The following is a 25,567-nucleotide window of genomic DNA, read 5'->3' as shown; positions in this document are numbered from 1 at the left end:
ATTCGCGTTCCCAGCTTAGGCCCAGCTTATGCGGGAACGCACAAAGGGATCCGCTGACACATACGGGAGAGAGAGATGACCAAGACCTATTCCAATCTGATCGACGGCGAGCTCGTCACCACCGCGGGGACGATGGATGTCATCAACCCCGCCACCGAGGAAGTCGTCGGCCAGGTTCCTTCTGCGGGCCAGGACGAGCTCGACCGCGCGGTCGCCGCCGCGCGCCGTGCTTTCCAGAGCTGGAAGAAGACCACGCCCGAAGAGCGCCAGAAGGTGGTCCAGGGAATCGCCGCAACGATCAAGGAGAACGCCGACGAGCTGTTCCGCCTGCTCACCAGCGAGCAGGGCAAGCCGCACAACCAGGCGCAGCAGGAGATCTACGGGGCGGCGGGGCTCGCCGCCGCGCAATCCACGCTGCGGCTCGAGGACGTGATCAACCAGGACGACGACACCCGCTTGTCGCGCACCCGCCGCGTGCCGGTGGGCGTGGTCGGCGGGATCGTGCCGTGGAACTTCCCGATCATGATGGCGATCCAGAAGATCGTGCCGGCGCTGGTCGCGGGCTGCACCATCGTGCTGAAGCCCTCGCCCTTCACCCCGCTGACCACGCTGCGGATCGCCGAGCTGATCAAGGACGTCGTGCCTGCGGGCACGGTGAACATCATCACCGGCCCCGACGAACTGGGCCCGATGATCACGAGCCACCCGGGCATCGACAAGATCACCTTCACCGGCTCGACCGCGACCGGCAAGAAGATCATGGAAGGCGCCAGCAAGGACTTGAAGCGCATCACGCTCGAGCTGGGCGGCAACGACGCCTCGATCGTGCTCGCAGATGCCGATGTCGAGAAGGTCGCCGAGCAGCTGTTCTGGTCGAGCTTCTCCAACGCCGGGCAGGTCTGCATCGCCGCCAAGCGGATCTACATCCACGAGGACATCTACGACGATCTGTCCAAGGCGATCGCCGCCTATGCCAAGACGGTGAAGGTCGGAGACGGCGCGCAGCAGGGCACCGGGGTCGGCCCGATCCAGAACAAGAAGCAATTCGAGCGCGTCTGCGAGCTGATCCAAGACGCCAAGGACCAGGGCTATCAGTTCCTCACCGGGGGCGATGTCGATCCTTCGGGGACGGGATATTACGTGCCGATCACCATCCTCGACAATCCGCCCGAGGATGCGCGGATCGTCGCCGAGGAGCAGTTCGGCCCGGTCATGCCGCTGATGAAATTCGCCAGCGTCGACGAGGCGATCGAGCGCGCGAATGCCTCGGAATACGGGCTCGCGGGCGCGGTCTGGACCGCGGATGCCGAGCAGGGCGTCGCAGTCGCCGAGCGGATGGAAACCGGCACGGTGTGGGTGAACGAGTTCATGCACCTCTCTCCCTTCGCCCCCTTCGGCGGGCACAAGCAGTCGGGCATCGGCGCCGAATACGGCATCGATGGCCTGAAGGAATTCACCTATCCGCAGGTGATCACGATCAAGCGCGACGCCTTCGCCTGAGGCGCATCTGAAATCCAAAAGAAAGGGGCGGCCATGGTGCCGCCCCTTTCCGTTTCAGTCTTACTTTCGAGCCAGGCGAGCGCGCTCAGGCGCCCTTGAAGGCTGGTTTGCGCTTCTGGAGGAAGGACATCGCGCCTTCCATCGAATCCTGGCTCATCCCCGCCTCGCGCTGGCCCTGCGCTTCCATTAGCAATGTGGCGGTGAAATCGCTCTCGAGCCCGGCGCGGATGTTGCGCTTCATCAGCCCCAGCGCCACCGTCGGGCCGTTGGCGAGCTTCTCCGCCAGCGCCTCCGCCTCCGCGGTCAGCGCCTCGTCCGCGACGCATTTGTAGATCAGTCCGATCCGCTCGGCTTCCTCGCCGTGGATCTTCTCGCCCAGCATCATCATCCGCGTCGCCTGCGCGGTGCCGACCAGCCGCGGCAGCATCCAGCTTGAGCCGCCATCGGGCACAAGCCCGATATTGACGAAGGCCTGGAGGAAATAGCCGCTCTTGCCCGCGATCACGAAATCCGCCGCCAGCGCGATCGAGCAGCCGACCCCCGCTGCCGGGCCCTGCACCGCGGAGACTACCGGAACGGGAACGCTGGCGAGTGCCTGGATCATCGGGTTGTAGTGCCGCTGGAGCGAGGTGAAGGCGCGGTCGCCGCCATTGATCGGCCCGGTCCCCGACTTGTCCGCATTGGCGGCGAGATCCGCGCCCGAGCAGAAGGCGCGGCCCTCGCCGGTCATCAGAACGGCGCGCGCGCCGTCGAGGTCGCGCAGCGCGTCGAAGATCTCGTCGGCCATCTGCGGCGGGCAGGCGTTGAGCCGCTCGGGCCGGTTGAGCGTCAGCTTCAGCACATTGCCGGCGCGGGTGGTGGTGATGGTCTCGTAGCTCATGGCGCTCTCCCGGGCGTCTGGTGGGTCGGTTTCGTTCGCGAACTTATCGCCACCCTATCGGCGCGGGCGCGTGGCGCAAGCGGCGTGTGGTCGGTGGTATCAGCCCGTCAGCGGTTCCGGCGTCCCTCGACCAGCCGCTCGACCAGCGAGGGATCGGCCAAGGTCGATGTGTCGCCCAAGGCGCCGAACTCGTTCTCGGCGATCTTGCGCAGGATGCGGCGCATGATCTTGCCCGAGCGGGTCTTGGGCAGCCCGTCGGTGAACTGGATATGGTCGGGCGTGGCGATCGGGCCGATCTCCTTGCGGACATGCTGGCGCAGTTCCTCCGCGAGCGCGTCCGACCCTTCGCGATCCGCATAGAGCGTGACGTAGCAATAGATGCCCTGGCCCTTGATGTCGTGCGGGCAGCCGACCACCGCTGCCTCGGCGACGCTGTCGTGAAGCACCAGCGCGCTCTCGATCTCGGCGGTTCCCATGCGGTGGCCCGAGACGTTGATCACGTCGTCAACCCGTCCGGTGATCCAGTAATAGCCGTCCTCGTCGCGGCGGCAGCCGTCGCCGGTGAAATATCTGCCCATATAGGTGCTGAAATAGGTCTGCACGAAGCGGTCGTGATCGCCGTAAACGGTGCGCGCCTGGCCCGGCCAGCTGTGGGTGATCGCGAGATTGCCGGCAGCGGCGCCCGAGAGCACCTCGCCCTCGGCATCGAGCAATTGCGGGCGGATTCCGAAGAAGGGCTTGCCCGCGCTGCCCGGCTTCATGGCGTGCGCTCCGGGCAGGGTGGTGATCATCGCGCCGCCGGTCTCGGTTTGCCACCAAGTGTCGACCACCGGGCAGCGTTTTTCGCCCACCACTTCGAAATACCAGCGCCAGGCCTCGGGGTTGATCGGCTCGCCGACCGTGCCCAGCAGCCGCAGCGAGGAGCGGTCGCGGCTGGTGACATGGGCGTCGCCCTCGCGCATCAGCGCGCGGATCGCGGTCGGCGCGGTGTAGAGGATGGCGACCGAATGCTTGTCGACCACATCCCAGAACCGGCCGTGGTCGGGGTAGTTGGGGACGCCCTCGAAGATCACCTGCGCGGCGCCGTTGAGCAGCGGGCCATAGACCACATAGCTGTGCCCGGTGACCCAGCCGATATCGGCGGTGCACCAGAACACCTCGCCCGGCTGGTAGTCGAAGACATAGTGGAAGGTGGCCGCGGTCCAGACGCCATAGCCGCCGGTGGTGTGGAGCACGCCCTTGGGCTTGCCCGTCGAACCCGAGGTGTAGAGGATGAACAGCGGATCCTCGGCGCGCATTTCCTCGCAGAGGCAGTCCGCGTCGCTGGCGAGTTCGTGCAGCCAGCGGTCGCGCGGCGCCTGCATCGCGGTCTCGGCGCCGGTGTGGCGGACCACCAGCACCCCGTCGACAGCGACGCCCTCATGCGCCAGCGCGGCGTCGACATTGGATTTGAGCGCCACCGGTCTGCCGCCGCGCATTCCGCCATCGGCGGTGATGACGAAACGGCTCTCGCAATCGACGATCCGCCCCGCCAGCGCCTCGGGCGAGAAGCCGCCGAACACCACCGAATGCACCGCGCCGATCCGCGCACAGGCGAGCATGGCGGTGACGCCCTCGACGATCATCGGCATGTAGAGCGTGACGCGGTCGCCCCTGGCGACGCCCAGCGCTTTCAGCGCATTGGCCATCCGCACGACCTCGCCATGCAGCTCGCGATAGGTCAGGCTGCGGGTCTCGCCGGAGGGATCGTCGGGTTCGAAGATCAGCGCGGTGCTGTCGCCCTTGTCCGCCAGATGGCGGTCGACCGCATTGTGGCACAGGTTGAGCGTGCCATCGCCGAACCATTCGATGAACACCGGATCGTAGGACCATTCGCCGCCCAGCGTCGGCGGGGTGAACCAGTCGAGCCGCTGGGCCTGTTCGAGCCAGAAGGCGTCGGGCTGTTCGAGCGAGCGGCGGTAGAGCGCCTCATATTGCTCGGGCGTGCAATGAGTTGCGCTGTTGGTGCGCGGGGGCTCGACGAATTCGCTCATGACCACTCTCTCCTTGGCGATGAGCATAGCGGCTGGCGCGCGCGGCGAAAGCCCGAGCGCAGGGCGTTCAGCTAGAGGCGCCGCGCGCCAGTTCGATGATCCGCTGCATCAGCCGCCGGGTTTCGGCCAGTTCCGCCTCGCCAAGTCTGCCTTCGACCACCGTCTCGAGCGCGCGTTCGAGCGACAGCGCTTCGTTGAGGATATCCTCGCTCTCGGCAGTGGTATCGGAATCGGGCTGGTGCCGGGCATAGCGCCCGGCGAGGAACAGCAGCGGCGCCACCTCGCGAGCCTCGAATTCAACCACTTCGCCGACCAGAATGATATGATCGCCGCCCTCGTATTCATGGCGGGTCCGGCATTCGAACCGCGCGGCGAACTCGGGGAAAACGGGCGAACCCAGCTTGCCGCGCAACCATTCGACGCCTTCGAACTTGTCCGCGCCCGAGCGGGCGAAGCGATCCGACAGTTCGCGCTGCGAGGCGGCGAGGACATGGACTGCGAAATGCCCGCTGTTCGAGAAGGCTTCGCGCGACTGCGAATTCTTGGCCAGCGACCACAGCACCAGCGGCGGATCGAGGCTGACCGAATTGAAACTGCTCGCGGTGACCCCGACCGGCGCGCCATGGGTCGCGACCGTGGTGGCGATCGTCACGCCGGTCGCGAAAGACCCCAGCGCATCGCGGAATTCGCGTTGCAGCTCGCTCATCCGGCAACTCGAACAGGATTGGCAGGGATAGAGTGCATGTCGGGTTGCGGTGCCGCTTCGCGGCGCGAAAGACAACCTTTTTGCGTCGTCTCGCGGCGCAGTTGCGGGATCGGGCGCATCATGCAATGCGAAGGGGCAAAGAGGAGAGAGCAAGCATGATCGATACCGGTTCCGCCGGCCCGCTGACGGGTCTGAAGGTCGTCGAATTCACCGGGATCGGCCCGGGTCCGCATGTCGCTATGCTGCTCGCCGACATGGGCGCCGAGGTGGTGCGGATCGAGCGCGCGGGAACGCAGGTGCTCAACCCGGTGGTCGAGCGCGGCCGCCACCGCGTCGCGGTCGATCTCAAGACCGAGGAGGGCCAGACCTTCTGCCGCGAGGCGCTGCGGCATGCCGATGTGCTGGTCGAGGGTTACCGACCCGGCGTGATGGAGCGGCTGGGGCTGGGTCCCGAGGTGCTGCTGGCCGACAATCCGCGGCTGATCTTCGCGCGGATGACCGGCTGGGGGCAGGAGGGGCCGCTCGCCAAGGCGGCGGGTCACGACATCAACTACATCGCCATCACCGGCGCGCTGGCGGCGGTCGGGCGCGCTGGCGAGACCGCCACCCCGCCGCAGAACCTGGTCGGCGATTTCGGCGGCGGTTCGCTCTATTGCGCGCTCGGGATCCTCGCCGCGCTCTACGAACGCGAGCGCTCGGGGCAGGGCCAGGTGGTCGATGCCGCGATCGTCGATGGCGCGACCAGCCTGATGAGCTTCTTCTTCGGCGCGCGCCACGCGCCGCATCTCAGCACCAAGCGCGGTGAGGGCATGCTCGGCGGCGCGGCGCATTTCTACCGCTGCTACGAATGCGCCGACGGGCGCGAGATCAGCGTCGGCGCGATCGAGCCGCAATTCTACGCCGAGCTGCTCGACAGGGCCGAGGCGCCCGAGGAATTGCGCCAGGGACAGATGAACCCTGCCAATTGGGACGATTACACCGAGCGGCTCGCGGCGCTGTTCAAGACAAGGACCGCTGCCGACTGGACCGAACTGCTCGAGGGCAGCGACGCCTGCTTTGCGCCCGTTCTGCCGGTCGACGAGGCGCGCACCCACCCGCATCTGCAGGCGCGCGGCTCCTATGTCGAACGCGACGGCGTCTGGCACACCGCGCCCGCGCCGCGTTTCGAGAGGACACCGGGCACGATCCGCGACAGCGCCGAGGACGGCGCCGAGGTGGTGGCGCGCTGGGGGCAGGGCAGCTAGGGCGGCATCCAAGGAGTATGACCATGCGCGATTGCACGAAATTCTACATCGACGGCCAATGGGTCGATCCGGCCCGGGCCGACACCCGCGAGGTCGAGAACCCCGCCACCGAAAAGGCGATCGGCCACATTTCTTTCGGCAGCGCCGCCGATGTCGACAAGGCGGTCGCCGCCGCGCGCCGCGCCTTCGAGGACTGGCAGTTCTCCAGCCGCGAGACCCGGCTCGAACTGCTCCGTGCGATTCTGGCCGAGATCGGGAAGCGCCGCGAGGATCTCGCCTCCGCGATCAGCGACGAGATGGGCGCGCCGATGTCGCTCGCCAACGGACCGCATGTCGGCCTGCTTGCCGGGCACTGCCAGACCGCGATCGAGGTGCTGGAGAGCTTCGAGTTCGAGCGTCAGGACGGCCCCACGCTGCATCTCTACGAGCCGATCGGCGTGGTCGGGATGATCACCCCCTGGAACTGGCCGCTCAACCAGATCGCCTGCAAGGTCTTCCCCGCGCTGGCGACCGGTTGCACGATGATCCTCAAGCCCTCGGAAATCGCGCCGTTCAATGCCGTCATCTTCGCCGAGATCATGGATGCGGCGGGCGTACCCGCGGGCGTCTTCAACCTCGTCAACGGCGACGGGCCCGGCGTCGGCGAGGCGATCAGCGGCCATCCGGATATCGACATGGTCAGCTTTACCGGATCGACCCGCGCCGGCGTCGCCATCGCCGCCAATGCCGCGCCCACGGTCAAGCGCGTGGCGCAGGAGCTGGGCGGCAAGAGCCCCAATATCGTGCTCGACGATTCGGTTTTCGCCCAGTCGGTCGCGCGCGGCACGACCGCGATGATGGGCAATTCGGGCCAAACCTGCACCGCGCCCAGCCGGATGCTGGTTCCCCACCAGCGGATGGAGGAAGCCAAGGCAGCGGCCAGGGAAGCGGCGGAGAAGGTCGTGCCCGGCGATCCCAAGGGCAATGCCACCATCGGCCCGGTGGTTTCCAAGGCTCAATGGGATAAAATTCAAGGGCTTATCGAGCAGGGAATCGCCGACGGCGCCACGCTGGTCGCGGGCGGTCCGGGCAAGCCCGAGGGGCTGGAAACCGGGCATTATGTCCGCCCCACGGTGTTCGCCGATGTCACCAACGACATGACGATCGCGCGCGAGGAGATCTTCGGCCCGGTGCTCACCATCCTCGGCTACGAGGATTACGACGACGCGGTGCGGATCGCCAACGACACCGAATACGGTCTCGCCAGCCATATCACCGGCGAGGACGTCGAGACCGCCAAGAAGCTCGCGCGGCGAATCCGCGCCGGCCGCGTAGCGATCAATGGCGGCTACGACATGAATGCCGCCTTCGGGGGCTACAAGAAGAGCGGCAACGGCCGCGAATGGGGCCGGTTCGGGTTCCACGACTTCCTCGAGATCAAGGCCGTGATGGGGGTCGGTTCCTGATGGCGGGCAGGTTTTTCGACCAATGGACCGTGGGCGATTCTGTCGAACACGAGATTCGACGCACCGTGACCGAGACCGACAATCTGCTGTTCTCGACGATGACGCACAATCCCCAGCCGCTGCATCTCGATGTGGAGGCTGCCAAGGAGAGCGGCTTCGGGCAGATCCTGGTCAACTCCACCTTTACCTTCGCGCTATTGGTCGGGCTGTCGGTCGGCGACACGACGCTGGGCACGCTGGTCGCCAATCTCGGCTTCGACAAGGTGGTGACCCCCAACCCGGTGTTCATCGGCGACACGCTGCGCGCGCGCAGCGAGGTGATCGGCCTGCGGGAAAGCAAGTCGCGCCCGGGGCAGGGGATCGTCACCTTCCGCCACGAGGCGCTCAACCAGCGCGGCGAGGTGGTCTGCAGCTGCGAACGTTCGGCGCTGCTCAAATCCTCGGCCTGACGGCACGGGGGCCATCTGGCGCTTGCGCCCGTTGAGCGGCGGAGAGGCGTATCCATGACGCATGAGCCGCACAATGTCAGCGAAACGGTGGAGACGCTGGAGGATCTGGCCTCGGGCGCCGAGGAGGTCCTGGTCGCCGATGTGCTCCGCGAATTCGGCAAGCGCAGCTTCGGGCCGTTCCTGCTGGTGCCTGCGCTGATCGAGATGACCATCGGCGGGATTGTCCCCGGCGTCCCTACCCTGCTCGCGCTGATCATCGCGCTGGTCGCGGTGCAACAGCTGCTCGGGCGCGACCATGTGTGGCTGCCGCAAGTCATCCAGCGCCGCTCGGTCGGGGCCAAGAAGCTGATGGCTGCGGCGAAGAAGCTCGAAGGCGTGGCCGCATTTCTCGACCGCATGTTCAAGGGGCGGCTCGAGCGGTTCACCGGTCCGCGCATGCAGAAGCTCGCGGCGGTCGTGGTGGTGATGCTGTGCTGCACGGTTCCGCCGCTTGAGCTGGTGCCTTTCGCAAGCAGCGCACCGATGGTGCCGATCGCGGCCTTCGGCTTGGCAATCCTTGTGCGCGATGGCTTGGTGATGCTGGTGGCGTTGACGCTTTCCGCGCTGGCGATCGGGCTGGGCGGCTATTTCTGGTTCATCTCCGACACCTCGGGAAGCATCTTGCCATTCTAGCCGCCGCTTGACTTCGCCCGCGCGGATTGCGCACATTCGCGGTGGGTCGGGGGGAGAGTGCGATGCGCAGGATAATTGCGGGGATGGCTTGCTTTGGGCTTGGAGCGGTGCTGGCGGGCTGCGGGATGCCGAGCGCGAGCAGCGAGGTCCAGAGCGGCGACGGCAGCGGCGCGATCGAACTCGCCGAATTTCCCGACCGGCCCTATTGGGGCGATACCCATCTCCACACCGACAATTCGATCGACGCCTTCGGCTTCGGCGTCCGGCTGGGGCCGGAGGAGGCGCTGCAATTCGCCAGCGGACGCGAGGTCACCGCCACCACCGGGCTTGCGGCGCAGCTCGATCGCCCGCTCGACTTTCTCGTCATCGCCGACCATTCCGACGCGCTTGGTGCCACGCGGCGGCTCTACGATGCGCCGCGAATCCTGGTGCGCGATCCCACGCTGAGGCGCTGGTACGACATGATGCACGAGGGGCCGCAAGGCTCGCAGCGTGCCATCGCCGAGCTGATCACCGCCGCTTCCAACGATAATCTGCCCGCCGCATTGAGGGATCCCGAGCGCCAGCGCGAGGCGACGCGGACGATCTGGAACGCGCATCTCGCCATGCTCGACCGTTACAACCGCCCGGGCGAATTCACCGCGCTGGCGGGGTTCGAATACACGCTCATGCCCGACGGCAACAATCTCCACCGGGTGGTGATGTTTCGCGACGGCAGCGCCAAGACCGCGAAGGTGGTCCCCTATCCGGGCATCGACACCGAGGCCGAAGGGCTGTGGGACTATATGGAGGCCTATGAGAAGGCCACCGGCGGACAGGTGCTGGCCATCCCGCACAATTCCAACCTCTCCAATGGGTTGATGTTCGAGCTGACCATGCCCGGCGGCGGACCGATGACCGCGGAGTACGCGCGCAAGCGGGCGCGCTGGGAGCCAATGGTCGAGGCGACGCAGATCAAGGGCGACAGTGAGGCGCACCCCTTCATGTCGCCCAATGACGAATTCGCCGGGTTCGGCACCGCCGGATGGGAACTGGGCAATCTGCCGCTCACCGCCGCCGCGACCCCCGAGATGCAGCGCGGCAATTATGTTCGCGAGGCGCTCAAGCGCGGGTTGTCGATCGAGCAGCGCACCGGCGCCAATCCCTATGCTTTCGGGCTGGTCGGCTCGACCGACAGCCACACCGGGCTGGCGACCGGGGACGAGGACAATTTCTTCGGCAAGCACACCGGCAACGAGCCCAATCCGCAGCGCGCGATGGCCCCGCAGAACCTTGGCACCAGCGAGGGGCGCTTCGGCTGGCACTACCTTGCAGGCGGCTATGCCGCGGCCTGGGCGCGGGGCAACACGCGGGCGGAAATCTTCGACGCCTTCAAGCGGCGCGAGGTCTATGCCACCACCGGCCCCCGGATGGTGCTGCGCGTCTTCGCCGGCTTCGATTTCACTCCCGCCGACTGGCGCGGCGACTGGGTGCGCGCGGGCTATCGGCGGGGCGTGCCGATGGGCGGCGAACTGGCCGCCACCGGCCGTGCGCCGGTGCTGATGATCTCGGCTTTGAAGGATCCCGACGGCGCCAATCTCGATCGGGTGCAGGTGGTGAAGGGCTGGGTGGACGGGGCTGGAGAGGCGCGGGAGCGCGTCTACGACGTGGTATGGTCCGACATGGCCCGCCGCGCGCGGGTCGGTGGCAAAGTGCCTGCGGTCGGGGATACGGTGGACCGCGCGAAGGCGAGCTACACCAACACCATCGGCGCGCCCGAATTGCGCGCGGCCTGGACCGATCCAGATTACGACGCGGGTCAGCGGGCCTTCTATTACGTTCGGTTGCTCGAGATCCCCACCCCGCGCTGGCCGCTGTTCGATCGCCTGCGGTTCGGAACGGAGCTCTCCGACGAGGCGGTGGAAGCCTCTGTGGCGCAGGAGCGAGCCTACAGTTCGCCGATCTGGATTCGCCCCGCGCCCAGAACGCCGCGTTCGACTGCGCCGGCCATCATGGAGGAATCGTGATCCGCCGCTGGGCGCGCGATCCGCTCTTCCACTTCCTCGTCGCCGGCGCATTGCTGTTCGCGCTGTTCGCCTGGCGCGGCGAGGAGGCTGACCCCGAGAGCCGCACCATTGCGGTGAATCGCGAGGTGCAGGCCAGCCTGGCGCTGCAATTCGAGGCGATGATGCAGCGCCCGCCGACCGATGCCGAACTCGACGGGCTGATCGAGCGCTGGCTGCGCGACGAGGTGCTCTATCGCGAGGCGCTGCGGCTCGGGCTCGACCGCGAAGATGCGGTGGTGCGGCGGCGGCTGGCGAAAAAGATGGACGCGCTGGCGAGCGCGCAGGCGGAGACGGCGCAGCCGAGCGAAGCGGAATTGCGCGAGTGGCTGGCCGCTAACCCGGAGCGCTTCGCGAGGGGTGCCACCATCAGTTTCGACCAACTCTATTTCGCCGAGGAAGCCGCAGCGCGATCGGCGCTTTCGCGGTTGCGGGACAATGCAGGCTGGGAGCGGCTGGGCGAACCGCTGTCGATCCCCGCCTCGCAGGAGCGGGCGAGCATGCGCCTCGTGACCGACCGCTACGGGCGCCAGTTCACCGCGGCGGTGGAGAAGATGGAGGCCGGAGACAATTGGCAGGGGCCCGTGCCCTCGGGCTTCGGCTGGCATCTTGTGCGGTTGCAATCGCGCGAGCAGGGCAAGATTCCGCCGCTTGCCGAAATCCGCCAACGGGTCGAGGACGACTGGCGCGGCGCCACCATGAGCGCGCGCACCCAGGCCGCCTACCAAGTGTTGCGCGACGCCTATCGGGTCGAGATCGCCGAGTGATCCCGGACACAGCGAATCGCCTGGCGGGACTGCTGCTGGCCTTGCCGCTGTTGCTCGCGCTCGCCTGGCCCGGCACCGTCCGGGCGGACGAACTGCGCTCGGTGGCGATTGCCTTCACGCAGCTCGACGACAAGCGTTGGCAGCTCGACTGGAAACAGCCGGTTGCCTCGCCAGCCGCGCGGCTGGCCTATCCGACAGTGCCAGACAATTGCCGGATGGCGGAGCCGGTCGTGCGGGGCGGCGCCGCGGCGCTGATCGCGGGGGCCGAGGTGCTCTGCGACGGCTCGGTCTCCGACCGGGGCATCGGCGCGCGTGATCTGGTGGTGGCGGGCGATGCGCTGCTGCGCGTTATCCCGCTCGGGCGCCCGGTGCAGACCTATCGCCTGACGGCCTCCGAGCCGGAGGCGACGATCGCCGGTGTCCCCGCCACGGCGCAGGTGTGGCGCAGCTATTTCGGGCTCGGGGTCCAACACATCCTCGAAGGCTGGGACCACCTGCTGTTCGTGATCGCGCTGGTGCTGCTGGTGGCGCGAGGCTGGACCGTGGTGAAGGCGGCAACCGCTTTCACCATCGCCCATTCGCTGACTCTGGCGGCGGTCACCTTAGGCTATGCCGGGCTGCCGTCGCGTCCGGTCGAGGCGCTGATCGCGCTGTCGATCGTGTTTCTGGCGGTCGAGCTGGCGCGGGGGACCCGCGAAACGCTGACGCGCCGCCTGCCCTGGGCGGTGGCCTTCGCCTTCGGCCTGTTCCACGGCTTCGGCTTCGCCGGGGCGCTGCACGAGATCGGACTGCCCGAGGGCGAGGTGCCCGCCGCGCTGGTGAGCTTCAATCTGGGGGTCGAGGCGGGGCAATTGCTGGTCATCGCCGCGGTGCTGGCGCTTCGCGGCGCGTTGCAGCGGTTTTCCCCCGGCGTGGAGCCCCGGGCGGTGCGCCTCGCCGCCTATGCGATCGGCATCACCGGGAGCTTCTGGCTGTTCGAACGGATCATGGCCTGACCTTGCCTGATCCGCACGCTGCGATGCGCATTTCGGCAACTTGTCATTCACACCCGTGCGCTTACATTGGCAGGTGCGAAAGGATTTGCGTGACATGAGCGATCAAAACCAACCCGGCGACCCCCAGGAGAACGGCCCCAATCCCTGGATGAAAAGCCTGATGGTCTGGGGCGGGATTTTTCTCGCCCTGCTGGTCGTCGTCTCCGTGTTCGGCGGCAGCGCGCAGCCCGCGGGCGAAGAGCTCGGCTATTCCGAATTCCGCGACCGCGTGGCCGAAGGCGCGGTGCAGGATGTCAGCATCTCCGAAGACCGGATCACCGGCACGCTCGCCAGCGGCGAGACCTTCTCCTCGGTCCCCGTGGCCAACGACACCTCGCTGACCGCGCTGCTCGAAGAGAACAACGTCGCCTACACGGGCGCGGCCAAGGAAGAGATGGGTGTCCTCACCTATATGCTGATCCAGTCGCTTCCGTTCATCCTCATTCTGGGCATCGCCTTCTTCGCGCTGCGCCAGGTCCAGAAGGGCGGCGGCGCCGGCGGCGCGATGGGCTTCGGCAAATCCAAGGCCAAGATGCTCACCGAAAAGCAGGGCAAGGTCACCTTCGCCGATGTCGCGGGCATCGACGAGGCGCGCGAGGAACTGGAGGAGATCGTCGAATTCCTCAAGGATCCGCAGCGCTTCTCCAAGCTCGGCGGACAGATTCCGAAGGGCGCGCTGCTGGTCGGCTCGCCCGGTACCGGAAAGACGCTGCTGGCGCGCGCGATCGCGGGCGAGGCGGGCGTGCCGTTCTTCACCATCTCGGGTTCGGACTTCGTCGAGATGTTCGTCGGCGTCGGCGCCAGCCGTGTGCGCGACATGTTCGAGCAGGCCAAGAAGAACGCGCCCTGCATCCTCTTCATCGACGAGATCGATGCCGTGGGTCGCAGCCGTGGCCATGGTCTGGGCAATTCCAACGACGAGCGCGAGCAGACGCTCAACCAGCTGCTGGTCGAGATGGATGGTTTCGAGGCCAATGAAGGCATCATCATCATCGCCGCGACCAACCGCCCCGACGTGCTCGACCCCGCGCTGCTCCGCCCGGGCCGCTTCGATCGCCAGGTGGTGGTCCCCGTGCCCGACATCGAAGGGCGCGAAAAGATCCTCGCGGTCCACATGAAGAAGGTGCCGCTGGCGCCCGACGTCAACAGCCGCACCATCGCGCGCGGCACCCCGGGCTTCTCGGGCGCCGATCTCGCCAACCTCGTCAACGAGGCGGCGCTGCTGGCGGCGCGGCGCAACAAGCGTCTGGTCGCCATGCAGGAGTTCGAGGACGCCAAGGACAAGGTCATGATGGGCGCCGAACGCCGTTCGATGGTCATGACCGACGACGAGAAGAAGATGACCGCCTATCACGAGGCGGGCCATGCGCTGGTGTCGATCAACGAGCCCGCGTCGGACCCGATCCACAAGGCGACGATCATCCCGCGCGGCCGCGCGCTGGGTATGGTGATGCGCCTGCCCGAGCGCGACAGCTATTCCTACCACCGCGACAAGATGCACGCCAACCTCGCGGTCGCCATGGGCGGGCGCGTGGCGGAGGAGATCATCTTCGGGCACAACAAGGTCTCCAGCGGTGCCTCGGGCGACATCCAGTATGCAACCGATCTGGCGCGCTCGATGGTCACTAAATGGGGGATGAGCGACAAGCTCGGACCGCTGCAATACGAGGAAAGCCAGGAAGGCTATCTCGGGATGGGCCAGACCGCGCGCACCATGGGCGGGTCCGAGACCAACAAGCTGATCGATGCCGAGATCAAGGAACTGGTCGAAGGCGGGCTCAAGCGCGCCACCGAAGTGTTGAGCGAGCAGGAGGACAAGCTCCATCTGCTGGCGCAGGCGCTGCTCGAATACGAGACGCTGACCGGCGAGGAAATCGATCGGCTGATCAAGGATGGCACCATCGATCGCAGCGATGCGCCCAAGGGCCGCGTCGAGATCAAGCCGATCATCGGCAGCGCAATCCCCAAGGCCGGGCGGAAGTTCGGCGGCGAAGGCGGAGCTGCGCCGCAGGGCGCCTGAGTCGGTCGACTCTTCGAGCTACGGACGGCGCGCACCGCTAATCCGGTGCGCGCCGTTTCTTTTGGCCCATACGCCTTGGGAACATAGTAAGAACTCCGTGATTGACCGGGTAAAGGAGATTGCCCGATGACCAGCACCGTCCCCACCGAACACCCCAAGTCCGATCCCGTCACCAATGCCGAGAAGGCGCCCGAGAACTGGACCACCGGCGACGAGACGATGACCGGTGCGCAGGCGAGCTATCTCAAGACCTTGAGCGAGGAAGCGGGTGAGCCAGACGCCTATGATCCGCAATTGAGCAAGGCAGAAGCTTCCAAGCGGATCGACGCGCTGCAGGAGCGGACCGGGCGAGGCGGCTAGGCGGTCAGAATGCTCCCAGGACCAGCAGGATTTGGAGAAACAGCGTCACGACCACGCTGATGAAGATCACCAGCACGCAGAGCCGCCATAGTGCCGAGAAGCGCGATAGCGCGTAAGTCCCGCGCAAGTGCTTGTAGATATGCACCGGCGGGATCAGCGAGCCAGCGAGCAACACGATCCCCCCGGTCACGCCGAGAGCATTGAGCAGCGACAGAGCCACGAACAGCAGCGACATAAACGCCAGCGAATAGGTCACGAAAATCGCGTGATCGTAGGCGCGAAAGCCGCGTCGCCAGAGAAACAGCAGCCAGACGAAGGGCACCGAAAGCGGGATCAGCAACCAGCTGAATTTGTAGCTGTTGGCTTGCAGCTTGTAGAGCATCAGCCCCGGATTGCTCCGCCATTTGTCCAATCCCCTGTCTAGCCAGCTCAAGCCGGTTTTGCGGTGCGACACCGAAGCTAGCCCACCTGCGCTCTCCATCGCCTCGCCGGTTTGCGCGACTGCGGCGATTCGCTCCTCGACGGCGGCGAGCTCGCTCTGCAGCGCGGCGCGCGTCGGCGAACCTGCCGGTGCGCTCTCCACCTGCCGCCGCAGCGCATCGCGCTCGTCGGTGAGATTCGTGCGGACATCCTCGATCTGCGCGCGGATCCCGTCGCGGCTCGAGATGTCGGTCGGAGGGGTCAGCCCGATCATCTGGAACACGGCGAACATCAGGAACACCGAGAACAGGAACAGCGCCATCGGTGAGACGAAGCGGGCGCGCTCGCCGTCGATATAGCGGCGGGTGAGTTCCCCGGGCTTGAGCGCGAGCTTGGGCAGCGTGCGCCAGGTCTTGCCGTCGAAATGCAGCGCGCCGTGGAGCAGATCGTGCATGAACGCGCCGATGGTGCGATGGAGATGCGCCTGCTGGCCGCATCGGTGACAGTGCGGGCCAACCAGAGGGGTGTCGCAATTGAGACAGGAGGCTTCGGTGAAATGGCCGCCAAGCAGCGCCTCGCCGGCGGGTTTGCGCTGTTCGGACGCCAGCGCATGGCCGATCAACCCGCCTTCGGCCGCAGTGCCGACCGCATCGCCCAAATCGTCCATAGCATCCCCCCAGACCGGGCTTTTACTCGCGGCGCCAGAGCGGCGCAATCCGATTGCCGGGCTTGCGCCGCAGCGCAGCGGCGTCACTTAGGGGAAATGGACCCGCAATCGCCCCTACTCGCGCTGATCGCCCTCGCGGCGACGGCGCTGGTTTTCGTGGCGCTCGCCGCAGTCGAGCTGGCGGTCCCGCGCCGCCGATTGCGGCATGGCCGCAGCCGGCGCTGGATCACCAATCTGGGCCTGTTCGCGCTCGACACGGCGCTGGTCCGTCTTGCGGTGCCGCTGCTGATGATCGGAACCGCGCAGCTTGCCGAGGTCAGGGGGTGGGGATTGTTCAACCAGTTCGCCTTGCCGTTCTGGCTCGAACTGCTGCTGGTGCTGGCGCTGCTCGATCTGGCGCTGTTCCTTCAGCACTGGGCGACGCATCGCGTGCCCCTGCTGTGGCGGTTGCACCAGGTCCATCACGCCGATCCCGATTTCGACGTCACCACGGCGGCGCGTTTCCATCCCCTCGAGATCGCTCTGTCGATGCTCTACAAGATGGCGGTCGTCGCGGCGCTGGGCCCGGCGGCGCTGGCGGTGTTCGTATTCGAGGTGGTGTTCGTCGCAGCGACCGTGTTCGTCCACGCGAACCTGTCGCTGCCGCCCGCGCTCGACCGGTCGGCGCGCTCCGCAATCGTCACGCCCGACATGCACCGCATCCATCATTCGACGCTGCAGCGCGAGACCAACAGCAATTTCGGCACCATGCTTTCGGGGTGGGACAGGTTGTTCGGCACCTATCGCGACCGCGCGCAGGCGGGACAGGATGGGCTGACGATCGGCCTCGCCGAATATCAGGACCGGCGACCGCTCGGCCTGTGGTGGAGCCTCGTGCTGCCCTTCCGCCACCGCGCGCGACTGGCGGACAAAGCGAAAGGGCCGCAATCCGGGTGAGGATGCGGCCCTTCGGCATCAGCAATTTCGCAAGCGATCAGCCTTCGTAATCGGCACCGATCGAGGTCGAGCGCGCGGGCGCGGAAGCGGTGATCCGCAGCGCTTCGGCCGACTGGCTGAGCGAGCCGACTTCATCGGCCTCGTCGTCGTCGTCGGGCAGGATCTTCTGCAGGTTGGTGACCGCGGCTTCCATCAATTCCTTGGGCTTGACGGTCTGCTCGGCGATCTCGCGCAACGCGACGACCGGGTTCTTGTCGCGATCGCGATCGACGGTCATTTCGGCGCCGCCCGAAATCTCGCGCGCCCGCTGGGCGGCGAGGAGGACGAGATCGAAACGGTTGGGGATCTTGTCGACGCAATCTTCGACGGTTACGCGCGCCATGCAGCACTCCGAGAATTCGATTTAATCGGGAAAGAATGGCGGATAGGCTCCGGGCGCGCATGAGTCAAGAATTTGCACAGGCTGCATCGCTGGCCTAGGGCTTCGGGCGATGAATGATGCGCCCGCGAAGGATTCCGCTGTAAAGAGCACCCGCTACAGCGATCCGGAGCCCTTTACGTGGCAGGCTGAGGGTCAGTCGCTGGGCTTCTACCCCGGAGGAGCGGATCGCCGCGCGCGGCTGTTCGAACTGGTCGCTTCGGCCCAGAGTACCCTCAAACTGTGCTTCTACATCTTCGCCGAGGACGAGGTGGGGACCGAACTGCGCGACGCTCTGGTCGCGGCGGCCCGGCGCGGGGTCGAGGTCACTCTGGTCGTCGATGGCTTCGGCGCCGACCTCTCGGAACCCTTTATCGCTCCGTTCCGCGCGGCTGGAGGAAACTACCAGTGCTTCGGAGAGCGCTGGAGCCAGCGCTATCTCATCCGCAATCACCAGAAGATGGTCATCGCCGATGGCAGCCGCGCGATGTTCGGCGGCTTCAACATCCAGGACGATTATTTCGCGCCGCCCGAAGAGAACGGCTGGAACGATCTGGGTATCACCATCGAGGGTTCGGCGGTAGCGGGGCTGGTCGAATGGTTCGATCGTCTCGCGAACTGGACCGAAGGGGACGAAGCCAGCTTCAAACGTATCCGCCGGGCGCTGCGCGAGTGGAACTGGTCGCAAGGCGAGGGGCTGCGATGGCTGGTCGGCGGACCGACGAGGGGACTGTCGGGCTGGGCCACCAGCGTCGGGCGCGATCTTGACCGCAGCCACCGGCTCGACATGTTCATGGCCTATTTCTCGCCATCGAAGCGCCTGCTTCGTCGCATCGGGCGGATCGCGCAGGCGGGCGAAGCGCGGCTGGTGATGGCGGGCAAGTCGGACAACAACGCCACGCTCGGAGCAACGCGCTCGCTCTATCACTATCTGCTCGGCAAGCGGGCGGAGATTTACGAATTCACCCCCTGCAAGCTGCACACCAAGCTGATGGTACTCGACGATGCGGTGTATCTGGGCAGCGCCAATTTCGACATGCGCAGCCTGTTCATCAATCTGGAGATCATGCTCAGGATCGAGGACGCCGCGCTGGCGCAGCGGATGCGCGAATTCATCGACACCCAGGCTGCAGCATCCGAGCGGATCACCCCTGAATTGCACGCAAAGCGCGCAACGCTGTGGAACCGCATTCGCTGGAATCTCGGCTATCTGCTGGTCTCGGTGCTGGACTATACGGTCAGCCGCAAGCTCAACCTGGGACTTTAGCGCCCGATCGGCGCCTATTCCTCGCCCCAGTCCGAATAGTCCTTCTTGTTGGGGCTGGTGAATTTGGTGATCTCGGCGTGGAAATGCAGCGGAACATTGCCCGTCGAACCGTGGCGCTGCTTGGCCACGATCAGCGTCGCTCGGTTGCGCAGTTCCAGATAGCGCTCTTCCCAGATGCGATACTTCTCCATCGCCTCTGCGGAGGTCTCGGGGCCGGGCATGTCGGGGCGCGAAGCCTCGTGGTAGTAATCCGCACGGAAGATGAACCACACCATGTCGGCGTCCTGCTCGATCGAGCCCGATTCGCGCAGGTCCGACAGCATCGGGCGCTTGTCCTCGCGCTGCTCGACCGCGCGGCTGAGCTGCGACAGCGCGATCACCGGCAGGTTGAGTTCCTTGGCGAGCGTCTTCAAGCCGCGGCTGATCTCCGAGATTTCGTTGACTCGGTTGTCGTTGGCGCGGCCCGAACCCTGGAGCAGCTGGAGATAGTCGACCACGATCATGCCGATGTCGTGGCGGCGCTTCAACCGCCGCGCGCGGGTGCGCAGCGCGGCGATGGTGAGCGCGGGGGTGTCGTCGATATAGAGCGGAAGGTCGGCCAGTTTCTGGCTGGCGGCGGAGAGCTTCTGGAACTCGTCGCGGGTGATCTTGCCCGAGCGCAGCGATTCGCTGGTGATCTCGGCCTGTTCGGCAAGGATACGCGTCGCCAGCTGGTCGGCGCTCATCTCGAGGCTGAAGAAGGCCACCGGCGCGCCGAAATTATAGGCGCCGCCCTCGCGCTGCCATTTCATGTGCTCGGCGGCGCAATTGAAGGCGATGTTGGTGGCGAGCGAAGTCTTGCCCATGCCCGGCCGCCCGGCGAGGATGATGAGGTCCGAACTGTGCAGGCCTGCGGTCTTCTGGTCGATCACCTCGAGCCCGGTGGTCTTGCCCGACAGCCCGCCGCCCGAATTCATCGCCGCTTCGGCCATCTTCAATGCGGCGAGCGTGGCGCTGCGGAAATCGGTCGCCTGGGCATTGCCGGTCGCGCCCTCGGCGACGCGGAACAGATCCGCCTCGGCCTGCGCGATCTTGTCCATCGGCGCCACTTCTTCCGAAGTGTCGAGCGCGCCCTCGACCAGCCCGCGCCCGACGCTGACCAGCTCGCGCAGGAGCGCCAGATCGTAGATCTGCTCGGCCAGTTCGCGCGAGGCGAGCAGGCCCTGACCATCGGCGGTCAGCTTGGCAAGATAGGTCACCCCGCCGAGCGATTGCAGCGCCTCGTCCTGCTCGAAATAGGGCTTGAGCGTCACCGGGGTGGCGACCGAATTGCGGTCGAGCAGGCGCAGCACGCGTTCGTAGACTCGCTGGTGGACTGGCTCGAAGAAATGCTCGGGCCGGATTGGGGTCGAGAGTTCCTCGATCACCTTGTTGTCGATCAGCACCGCGCCCAGGAACGCGGCTTCCGCCTCCAGATTTGCGGGCAGGCTCTGGCCGGCATTGCCCGCTCCGATGGTGCCCGGTCGGCCGGCGGCAGCGGCGAGGACGCGCGAATCGGCGGGGGGGGCGAGCGTATCGGTTTCGGGCATGACCGCGTGATGCCTGCAGGGACCCTGCGCTGGCAAGACGCGAGCGCCACACTTCGGCTGTGGAGCCCTGTGGATAGCGGGGATGCATCTGCAAGCCCTTGCCGCGCTACCGCACTATCTGCGAAAGCGGCTGCCACAGATGCCCGATTCCTCCTCCCCTCCTGCTCCCGCCGATGGCGATTACCGCATCGCGCATGTCGATCTCGACGAAGCGACGATCATCTGGCGCAATGCCGATATCGAGCAGGAGCGACGGGTGGCGATCTTCGATCTGATCGAGGAAAACAGCTTCAAGCCGCTTCGCGCGGTGGAGCGCGGAGCGAGCGGTCCGTTTCGGCTGACGCTGGCGGTGGTCGACGGGCGGCTGGCGATGCGGATCGCCGATATGGAGGGCGAACTGCTCGAGGAGCTGGTGCTCGGCCTGGCGCGGTTTCGCCGCCCGATCCGCGACTATTTCGCCATCTGCGACAGCTATTACCAGGCGATCCGAAAGGCGACGCCGTCCGAGATCGAGACGATCGACATGGCCCGGCGCGGCATCCACAACGGCGCAGCCGAACTGCTGGTCGAACGGCTCGAGGGCAAGATCGAGACCGACTTCGCCACCGCGCGGCGGCTGTTTACGCTGATCTGCGTCCTGCACATCAAGGGTTGAGCTCATGGCGCGCAGACCCCTTCGCAAAAAGCCCGGTCGCAGGACCCGCAAGCGTGGCACCAGCCGGTACCTCCGGCTGTTTGCAGCGGTGCTGCTGATCGCGCTGATCGGCTTGGGCTGGGCCTGGTGGGAATCGCGCAGCTGGCGCCCGGACGAAGCCCGATGGGCGGATCAGGGCGCGCTGGTCGGCGAGGAGGACGGGAGCGTCAATTTCGGTACGCTTAAAGGCCTGGGCGCGGGCTTCGTCTATCTCGAGGCCAGCCGCGGAGCCGATGGCAAGGACGCCCGCTTCCCGGACAATTTCGCCGCCGCCCGCGCCGCGGGGCTGCAGATCGGCGCGGTCCACCGATTCGACCCCTGCAGCAGGGCGGACGGCCAATCGGCGAATTTCGTCACCACGGTACCCCGCGATATCGAATTGCTGCCGCCCGCGATCATGCTCGAGCGCACCGGCGAGGATTGTCTTGAGCGGGTCAGCCGCGCCGCAGTCCAGAGCGAGGTGATGACGCTGGTCAATCAGATCGAGGCGCATACCGGAAAGCCGGTCATCCTCGCGCCGTCCGAAAAGTTCGAGGAGGAATATGCGGTGGCCGCGCGGATCGACCGCAATCTGTGGCTGTCGCGCAATTGGTCGGAGCCGACCTATGGCGGAAGACCCTGGCTGTTGTGGACCGCCAATAGCGGCTTGCAGACCGAGGCCGCCGAGCAACCATTGCGCTGGGTGGTGGTGCGGCCTTAGGAGCATGGCGATGACCCAGGACAGCACTACTACCACCGCCGACGAAGAGCTGATCTCCGCCGCGCGCGCCGCGGCGGCGCATTCTTATGCGCCCTATTCGCATTATGCCGTCGGGGCGGCGCTGCGCTTTGCCGATGGCGGTGTGGTGACCGGGACCAACGTCGAGAACGCCAGCTACGGACTGGCGCTGTGCGCCGAAACGGTGGCGGTCGCCCGCGCCATGGCCGATGGCCGGCGCGGCGGGCTCGAGGCGGTGGCGGTCACCGGGCCGGGACGCGAGCCGATCACGCCCTGCGGCCGCTGCCGCCAGGTGCTCAACGAGCTGGCGCAATTGGGCAGGACGGATCCGCAGGTGCTTTGCGTCGGGCCACACGAAGTCCGCCGCACCACGCTCTCGGCGCTGCTGCCAGACGCGTTTGGGCCTGCCAGCCTGACCTGAGCGGCCCGATCTACGGGGCTGAAGGATTCTCTTTGCGCCGTTAACCCCGTTTCAAAAGCCGCGCAGGTAGGCACAACCGGGTCACAGGAGATCCCGGCCAATGAAATTCATCCCCCTGCAGTCGCGCGGCGGCAATTATCTCGTCGTCGCTGCCAACATCGCTTGGCTGCGCACCGCCGAAAACGGCCAGACCGCAGTCGGCATCATCGGCGGCAATCCGTTGCTGGTGACCGGCACGATGGAAGAGGTCGCCGAGATCATCCTCAAGGGCTGATCCCGCCGACCGCGTTCAGCCGCGCTGCTTAGCCTTCCTCGCCGTCCAGCCATTCGACCAGTGCCGCGAGGCAATCGCGTGCGAGCAGCTTGCAGCGCTCGGGCGACCAGCCCTGCGCCGGCTCGGGCAGATCGACCAGATCCTTGTAGGGCATTTCGAGCGTCATCGCGGTGCAGCCGAACCGCTCTGCGACCTGATTGGTCGAGATGGTCAAATTGGCCTTGCCGGATCCGGTTTTGGGGTAGCCGAGCTTGGTCTGGAAATCGGGCGTGCGGCGATCGAGAATGCGCTCATAACGGTAATAGCGCTCGCCCTGCTCGTCGCTCCACGAGGGAATGCCCTCGAAGCCGGCGAGAAACACCGCGGGGATCGCCTCGTCGCCATGGACGTCCATCGCGAAATGGACCCCGGTCGCATCCATCGCGTTGCGGATGGCGAGCACTTCGGGCGAGGCCTCTGCGCTGGGCTCGGCCCATTCGCGGTTGAGATTGGTCCCCGCCGCATTCGTGCGCAGATGGCCGCGGCGCGAGCCGTCGGGATTGCAATTGGGGACGATGTGGAAGCGGCATTTCTGCCGCAGCACCATCGCGACCGGGTCGCTCGGATCGGTGAGCACCTCGAGGGCGCCCTCCATCCACCATTCGGCCTGCGTTTCGCCGGGATGCTGGCGGGCGTAGAGCCAGACCTGCTTTTCGCCACGGCCCAGTTCGAGGCAGTCGATCGGCTGGCCGTCGAGCGTAGTGCCCAGATGGCGATAATCGACCCCTTCCGAAGCCGCGGCCTCGGAGACCAGATCGTGGTGCCGCTCCATCGAATAGGGCGCGAAATAGGCGAACCAGGCGATCTCGCTCGCCGGGGTGTAGCGGATGGTGAGCGAACCGCCGTCGGCATCCTTGTCGAAGCTCGACTGTGCGCGGCCCCAGAACTCGCGGTCTTCCGAGACGCAGGCGTCGTAATCGGGCCAGCCGCCGGGATAGGCGCTGGTGTTTAGCCCGGTGATGACGAGTTCGAGTTCGCGGCCCGCGGCGCCCGAGACGCGGAAGTGGAACCACTGCCGAAATTCGCTCTGGTGGTCCGCCGGGATCGCCAGCCGCGCCTTCGCGCCCTCCACCGACAGGACTTCGATATTGCCGCTGTCGAAAGCGGAATCGATCCTAATATCGCTCACTCGGGTACCTCTACTAACACGGTTTCGCCATTGTTGCCGGGGAATTCGCTGAACAGCGCGGCGGCGACCGTCTGTGCGCTGGCGACCCGATCCGCAAGGGGAGAGTTTTGCGGCGCGGTGAAATCGGCGCGGCCTTCCCACAGCACCTGCGAAGTGGCGGCGTCGCGGATCACCACGCGCATCTCGGTGCCGACTTCGGTACGCGAACCGCCGCCCAGATTGATGCCGACGCCCAGACCCACACCCGAACCATAGCTGCCGGTCGAGCCGCCGACCCCGACGCTGACCGGACTGCGCCCGCCGTCGCGGCCCAATTGGTAGCGCTCGACATAGACCTCGGCGATCTGCGAGGCACCCGCGCGACCGGCCTCGCGATAGCCCTGGCGGACCAGCTCTGCGGCGACCGCGGCCTTGTAGGGGGCCAGTTCGAGACTGTCCGCGCCGACCGCGCTCTGGACAAAGATCGACCCCTGCGCGAGTTGCGGTCCGGCGGTGGGAGCGACGAAGCGGGTGACCTCGACCGGGCCCGGCGCAGTGGCACAGGCGGCGAGCGAGAGCGCCAGGGCGGCGGCGGACAGGGTGCGACGGATCATGGGCAGCTCCAGTGCGGTACTATTCAGAACAGGGATATTGGTCTTTGGCTAACGTTTGGATGGCAAAGCGGTGCCGGAGCGCACTCTCACACTACGACAGCGCTACGAAGGAAAGGCCATTGCCGATGGCGGAGCGGGCATGAACGCAGCCGAAAAGGGATCGGTGCTGGTCACCGGTGGCGCTGGCTATATCGGCAGCCATGCGGTGCTGGCGCTGCTCGATGCCGGCTGGCCGGTGACGGTGCTCGACGATCTCTCGACGGGCTTTCGCTACTCTGTACCCGACCGGGCGAAGTTCTATGAGGGCGATATCGGCGATAGCGGCTTGCTCGAGCAGATCTTCGCTCGGCAGGACATCGGCGCCATCATGCATTTCGCCGGTTCGGTGGTGGTGCCCGAATCGGTGGCCGATCCGCTGGCCTATTACGACAACAATACCGGCAAGAGCCTGGCGCTGATCGCTGCGGCTGTGCGCGCCGGGGTGCCGCGCTTCGTCTTCAGCTCGACTGCGGCGGTCTATGGCATGCCCGAGCAGTCCACGGTGACCGAGGACACGCCGTGCCAGCCGATCAATCCCTATGGCTGGTCCAAGCTGATGACCGAGCGGATGCTCGCCGACGCCAGCGCGGCGCATGGGCTCGATGTCTGCGCCCTGCGTTATTTCAACGTCGCGGGCGCCGATCCGCAAGGACGGGTCGGGCAATCGACCGCGGGCGCGACGCATCTGATCAAGGTGGCCTGCGAGGCGGCGCTGGGCCGGCGCGAACAGGTTGCGATCTATGGCAGCGACTACGACACGGCCGACGGGACCGGAGTGCGCGACTATATCCATGTCAGCGATCTCGCGGCGGCGCATGTGCTGGCGCTGGAGGCGCTGATTGATCGTCCGGGGCGCTCGCTGACGATGAACTGCGGCTATGGGCGTGGATTCTCGGTCCTCGATGTGCTGGACGCGGTGGAGCGCGTGAACGCGAAGCGGACCGGCGGGGGGCGGATCGAGCGGGTGATGCAGCCGCGCCGTCCGGGCGATCCGGCGGCGCTGATCGCCGACCCTTCGCGGCTTCGCGCGACGCTGCCGTGGGTGCCGCAATATGCCGATCTCGATACGATCGTGGCGCATGCGCTGGACTGGGAGCGCCGGCTGGCGCAAGGAGGCCCGAGCGAAGGCAATGCGCCCGTCGCAGGCGGGCAGGTAGTGCTTGACCCGACTCACCCCCGTCGCTAGGCGGCGCGCTTGAAATCCGCGCGTCGGAGTCTCATTCTCCGGCGCG

At 66.5% G+C, this 25,567-nt stretch carries 25 protein-coding genes; 17 read left to right on the top strand and 8 right to left on the bottom strand.

All coding sequences use genetic code 11. The features are described 5' to 3' along the window. The first annotated feature begins 75 nt into the window (after positions 1-75). Complete coding sequence (locus tag Q9K01_RS11430) at positions 76-1,500, top strand: aldehyde dehydrogenase family protein (protein WP_305930375.1); 1,425 nt, start codon at positions 76-78, stop codon at positions 1,498-1,500. 85 nt (positions 1,501-1,585) lie between these two features. Here Q9K01_RS11430 and Q9K01_RS11425 read toward each other — a convergent pair whose 3' ends face one another. The 3 genes from Q9K01_RS11425 to Q9K01_RS11415 all read right to left on the bottom strand — a co-directional run bounded on the left by Q9K01_RS11425 (position 1,586) and on the right by Q9K01_RS11415 (position 5,119). Further along, the gene (locus tag Q9K01_RS11425; protein WP_305930374.1) at positions 1,586-2,380 is read right to left on the bottom strand and encodes an enoyl-CoA hydratase-related protein; all 795 of its coding nucleotides are present in this window, start codon (positions 2,378-2,380) and stop codon (positions 1,586-1,588) included. Positions 2,381-2,487: 107 nt separating this feature from the next. After that, the gene (gene acs, locus Q9K01_RS11420) at positions 2,488-4,413 is read right to left on the bottom strand and encodes an acetate--CoA ligase (RefSeq protein WP_305930373.1); all 1,926 of its coding nucleotides are present in this window, start codon (positions 4,411-4,413) and stop codon (positions 2,488-2,490) included. A gap of 67 nt (positions 4,414-4,480) precedes the next feature. Beyond that, positions 4,481-5,119 carry a flavin reductase family protein gene (locus tag Q9K01_RS11415; RefSeq protein WP_305930372.1) on the bottom strand — a complete coding sequence of 213 codons (639 nt, stop codon included), beginning with the start codon at positions 5,117-5,119 and terminating at the stop codon, positions 4,481-4,483. 155 nt (positions 5,120-5,274) lie between these two features. Here Q9K01_RS11415 and Q9K01_RS11410 point away from each other — a divergent pair, with 155 nt between their 5' ends. The 9 genes from Q9K01_RS11410 (at position 5,275) to Q9K01_RS11370 (ending at position 15,152) form a co-directional block, all read left to right on the top strand. Next, entirely contained in the window at positions 5,275-6,363 is a 1,089-nt protein-coding gene (locus tag Q9K01_RS11410; protein ID WP_305930371.1) for a CaiB/BaiF CoA transferase family protein, read from the top strand. Between the two features lie 23 nt (positions 6,364-6,386). Next, positions 6,387-7,808: an aldehyde dehydrogenase family protein gene (locus Q9K01_RS11405; protein ID WP_305930370.1), complete on the top strand. Its 1,422-nt coding sequence runs from the start codon at positions 6,387-6,389 to the stop codon at positions 7,806-7,808. Continuing rightward, positions 7,808-8,257, top strand: a complete 450-nt coding sequence (locus tag Q9K01_RS11400) for a MaoC family dehydratase (RefSeq protein ID WP_305930369.1) — start codon at positions 7,808-7,810, stop codon at positions 8,255-8,257. The genes Q9K01_RS11405 and Q9K01_RS11400 overlap by 1 nt, the downstream gene beginning before the upstream one ends. Before the next feature lie 54 nt (positions 8,258-8,311). Beyond that, positions 8,312-8,929 carry an exopolysaccharide biosynthesis protein gene (locus Q9K01_RS11395; protein ID WP_305930368.1) on the top strand — a complete coding sequence of 206 codons (618 nt, stop codon included), beginning with the start codon at positions 8,312-8,314 and terminating at the stop codon, positions 8,927-8,929. Positions 8,930-8,991: 62 nt separating this feature from the next. Next, positions 8,992-10,935: a DUF3604 domain-containing protein gene (locus Q9K01_RS11390; protein WP_305930367.1), complete on the top strand. Its 1,944-nt coding sequence runs from the start codon at positions 8,992-8,994 to the stop codon at positions 10,933-10,935. Next, positions 10,932-11,738: a peptidyl-prolyl cis-trans isomerase gene (locus Q9K01_RS11385; protein WP_305930366.1), complete on the top strand. Its 807-nt coding sequence runs from the start codon at positions 10,932-10,934 to the stop codon at positions 11,736-11,738. Before Q9K01_RS11390 ends, Q9K01_RS11385 begins: the two co-directional genes overlap by 4 nt. Next, positions 11,735-12,733: a HupE/UreJ family protein gene (locus Q9K01_RS11380; RefSeq protein WP_305930365.1), complete on the top strand. Its 999-nt coding sequence runs from the start codon at positions 11,735-11,737 to the stop codon at positions 12,731-12,733. Before Q9K01_RS11385 ends, Q9K01_RS11380 begins: the two co-directional genes overlap by 4 nt. A gap of 94 nt (positions 12,734-12,827) precedes the next feature. Continuing rightward, on the top strand, positions 12,828-14,792 hold the full coding sequence (gene ftsH / locus Q9K01_RS11375) for an ATP-dependent zinc metalloprotease FtsH (protein WP_305930364.1): 1,965 nt from the start codon (positions 12,828-12,830) through the stop codon (positions 14,790-14,792). Positions 14,793-14,918: 126 nt separating this feature from the next. Further along, positions 14,919-15,152: a DUF3072 domain-containing protein gene (locus tag Q9K01_RS11370; protein WP_305930363.1), complete on the top strand. Its 234-nt coding sequence runs from the start codon at positions 14,919-14,921 to the stop codon at positions 15,150-15,152. A 4-nt stretch (positions 15,153-15,156) separates the two neighbouring features. Here Q9K01_RS11370 and Q9K01_RS11365 read toward each other — a convergent pair whose 3' ends face one another. Beyond that, positions 15,157-16,239: a DUF3667 domain-containing protein gene (locus Q9K01_RS11365; protein ID WP_305930362.1), complete on the bottom strand. Its 1,083-nt coding sequence runs from the start codon at positions 16,237-16,239 to the stop codon at positions 15,157-15,159. 96 nt (positions 16,240-16,335) lie between these two features. Between Q9K01_RS11365 and Q9K01_RS11360 the strand changes: the two genes are divergently transcribed. Continuing rightward, a complete protein-coding gene (locus tag Q9K01_RS11360; RefSeq protein ID WP_305930361.1) occupies positions 16,336-17,175 on the top strand; it encodes a sterol desaturase family protein in 840 nt (279 codons plus the stop codon). 37 nt (positions 17,176-17,212) lie between these two features. Here the strand turns inward: Q9K01_RS11360 and rpoZ are convergent, their stop codons facing one another. Beyond that, positions 17,213-17,557, bottom strand: coding sequence for a DNA-directed RNA polymerase subunit omega (gene rpoZ / locus Q9K01_RS11355; RefSeq protein ID WP_305930360.1), 345 nt, complete (start codon positions 17,555-17,557; stop codon positions 17,213-17,215). 109 nt (positions 17,558-17,666) lie between these two features. On the opposite strand from rpoZ, the gene Q9K01_RS11350 reads away from it, so the two are divergent. Continuing rightward, positions 17,667-18,860, top strand: coding sequence for a phospholipase D-like domain-containing protein (locus Q9K01_RS11350; RefSeq protein ID WP_305930359.1), 1,194 nt, complete (start codon positions 17,667-17,669; stop codon positions 18,858-18,860). A gap of 14 nt (positions 18,861-18,874) precedes the next feature. Here Q9K01_RS11350 and Q9K01_RS11345 read toward each other — a convergent pair whose 3' ends face one another. Then, positions 18,875-20,428 (bottom strand): replicative DNA helicase, encoded by a 1,554-nt coding sequence (locus Q9K01_RS11345; RefSeq protein ID WP_305930358.1) that lies wholly within the window; start codon positions 20,426-20,428, stop codon positions 18,875-18,877. A gap of 139 nt (positions 20,429-20,567) precedes the next feature. Between Q9K01_RS11345 and Q9K01_RS11340 the strand changes: the two genes are divergently transcribed. The 4 genes from Q9K01_RS11340 to Q9K01_RS11325 all read left to right on the top strand — a co-directional run bounded on the left by Q9K01_RS11340 (position 20,568) and on the right by Q9K01_RS11325 (position 22,535). Continuing rightward, positions 20,568-21,083: a UPF0262 family protein gene (locus tag Q9K01_RS11340; RefSeq protein WP_305930492.1), complete on the top strand. Its 516-nt coding sequence runs from the start codon at positions 20,568-20,570 to the stop codon at positions 21,081-21,083. Positions 21,084-21,087: 4 nt separating this feature from the next. Then, a complete protein-coding gene (locus tag Q9K01_RS11335) occupies positions 21,088-21,822 on the top strand; it encodes a glycoside hydrolase family 25 protein (RefSeq protein WP_305930357.1) in 735 nt (244 codons plus the stop codon). A 10-nt stretch (positions 21,823-21,832) separates the two neighbouring features. After that, complete coding sequence (locus tag Q9K01_RS11330; RefSeq protein ID WP_305930356.1) at positions 21,833-22,261, top strand: cytidine deaminase; 429 nt, start codon at positions 21,833-21,835, stop codon at positions 22,259-22,261. A gap of 100 nt (positions 22,262-22,361) precedes the next feature. Continuing rightward, on the top strand, positions 22,362-22,535 hold the full coding sequence (locus Q9K01_RS11325) for a hypothetical protein (RefSeq protein WP_305930355.1): 174 nt from the start codon (positions 22,362-22,364) through the stop codon (positions 22,533-22,535). Positions 22,536-22,563: 28 nt separating this feature from the next. On the opposite strand, the gene Q9K01_RS11320 is transcribed toward Q9K01_RS11325, so the two are convergent. Then, the gene (locus Q9K01_RS11320; protein WP_305930354.1) at positions 22,564-23,703 is read right to left on the bottom strand and encodes a M14 family metallopeptidase; all 1,140 of its coding nucleotides are present in this window, start codon (positions 23,701-23,703) and stop codon (positions 22,564-22,566) included. Then, complete coding sequence (locus tag Q9K01_RS11315; RefSeq protein WP_305930353.1) at positions 23,700-24,296, bottom strand: DUF4136 domain-containing protein; 597 nt, start codon at positions 24,294-24,296, stop codon at positions 23,700-23,702. The genes Q9K01_RS11320 and Q9K01_RS11315 overlap by 4 nt, the downstream gene beginning before the upstream one ends. A gap of 139 nt (positions 24,297-24,435) precedes the next feature. On the opposite strand from Q9K01_RS11315, the gene galE reads away from it, so the two are divergent. Continuing rightward, positions 24,436-25,521: a UDP-glucose 4-epimerase GalE gene (gene galE, locus Q9K01_RS11310; protein WP_305930352.1), complete on the top strand. Its 1,086-nt coding sequence runs from the start codon at positions 24,436-24,438 to the stop codon at positions 25,519-25,521. Positions 25,522-25,567 lie beyond the last annotated feature (46 nt).

It is taken from the genome of Qipengyuania benthica, from assembly GCF_030717865.1.
GTDB lineage: Bacteria > Pseudomonadota > Alphaproteobacteria > Sphingomonadales > Sphingomonadaceae > Qipengyuania > Qipengyuania benthica.
The sequence above is the reverse complement of the archived record's forward strand: the minus strand, read 5'-3'. Positions and strand labels throughout refer to the sequence as shown.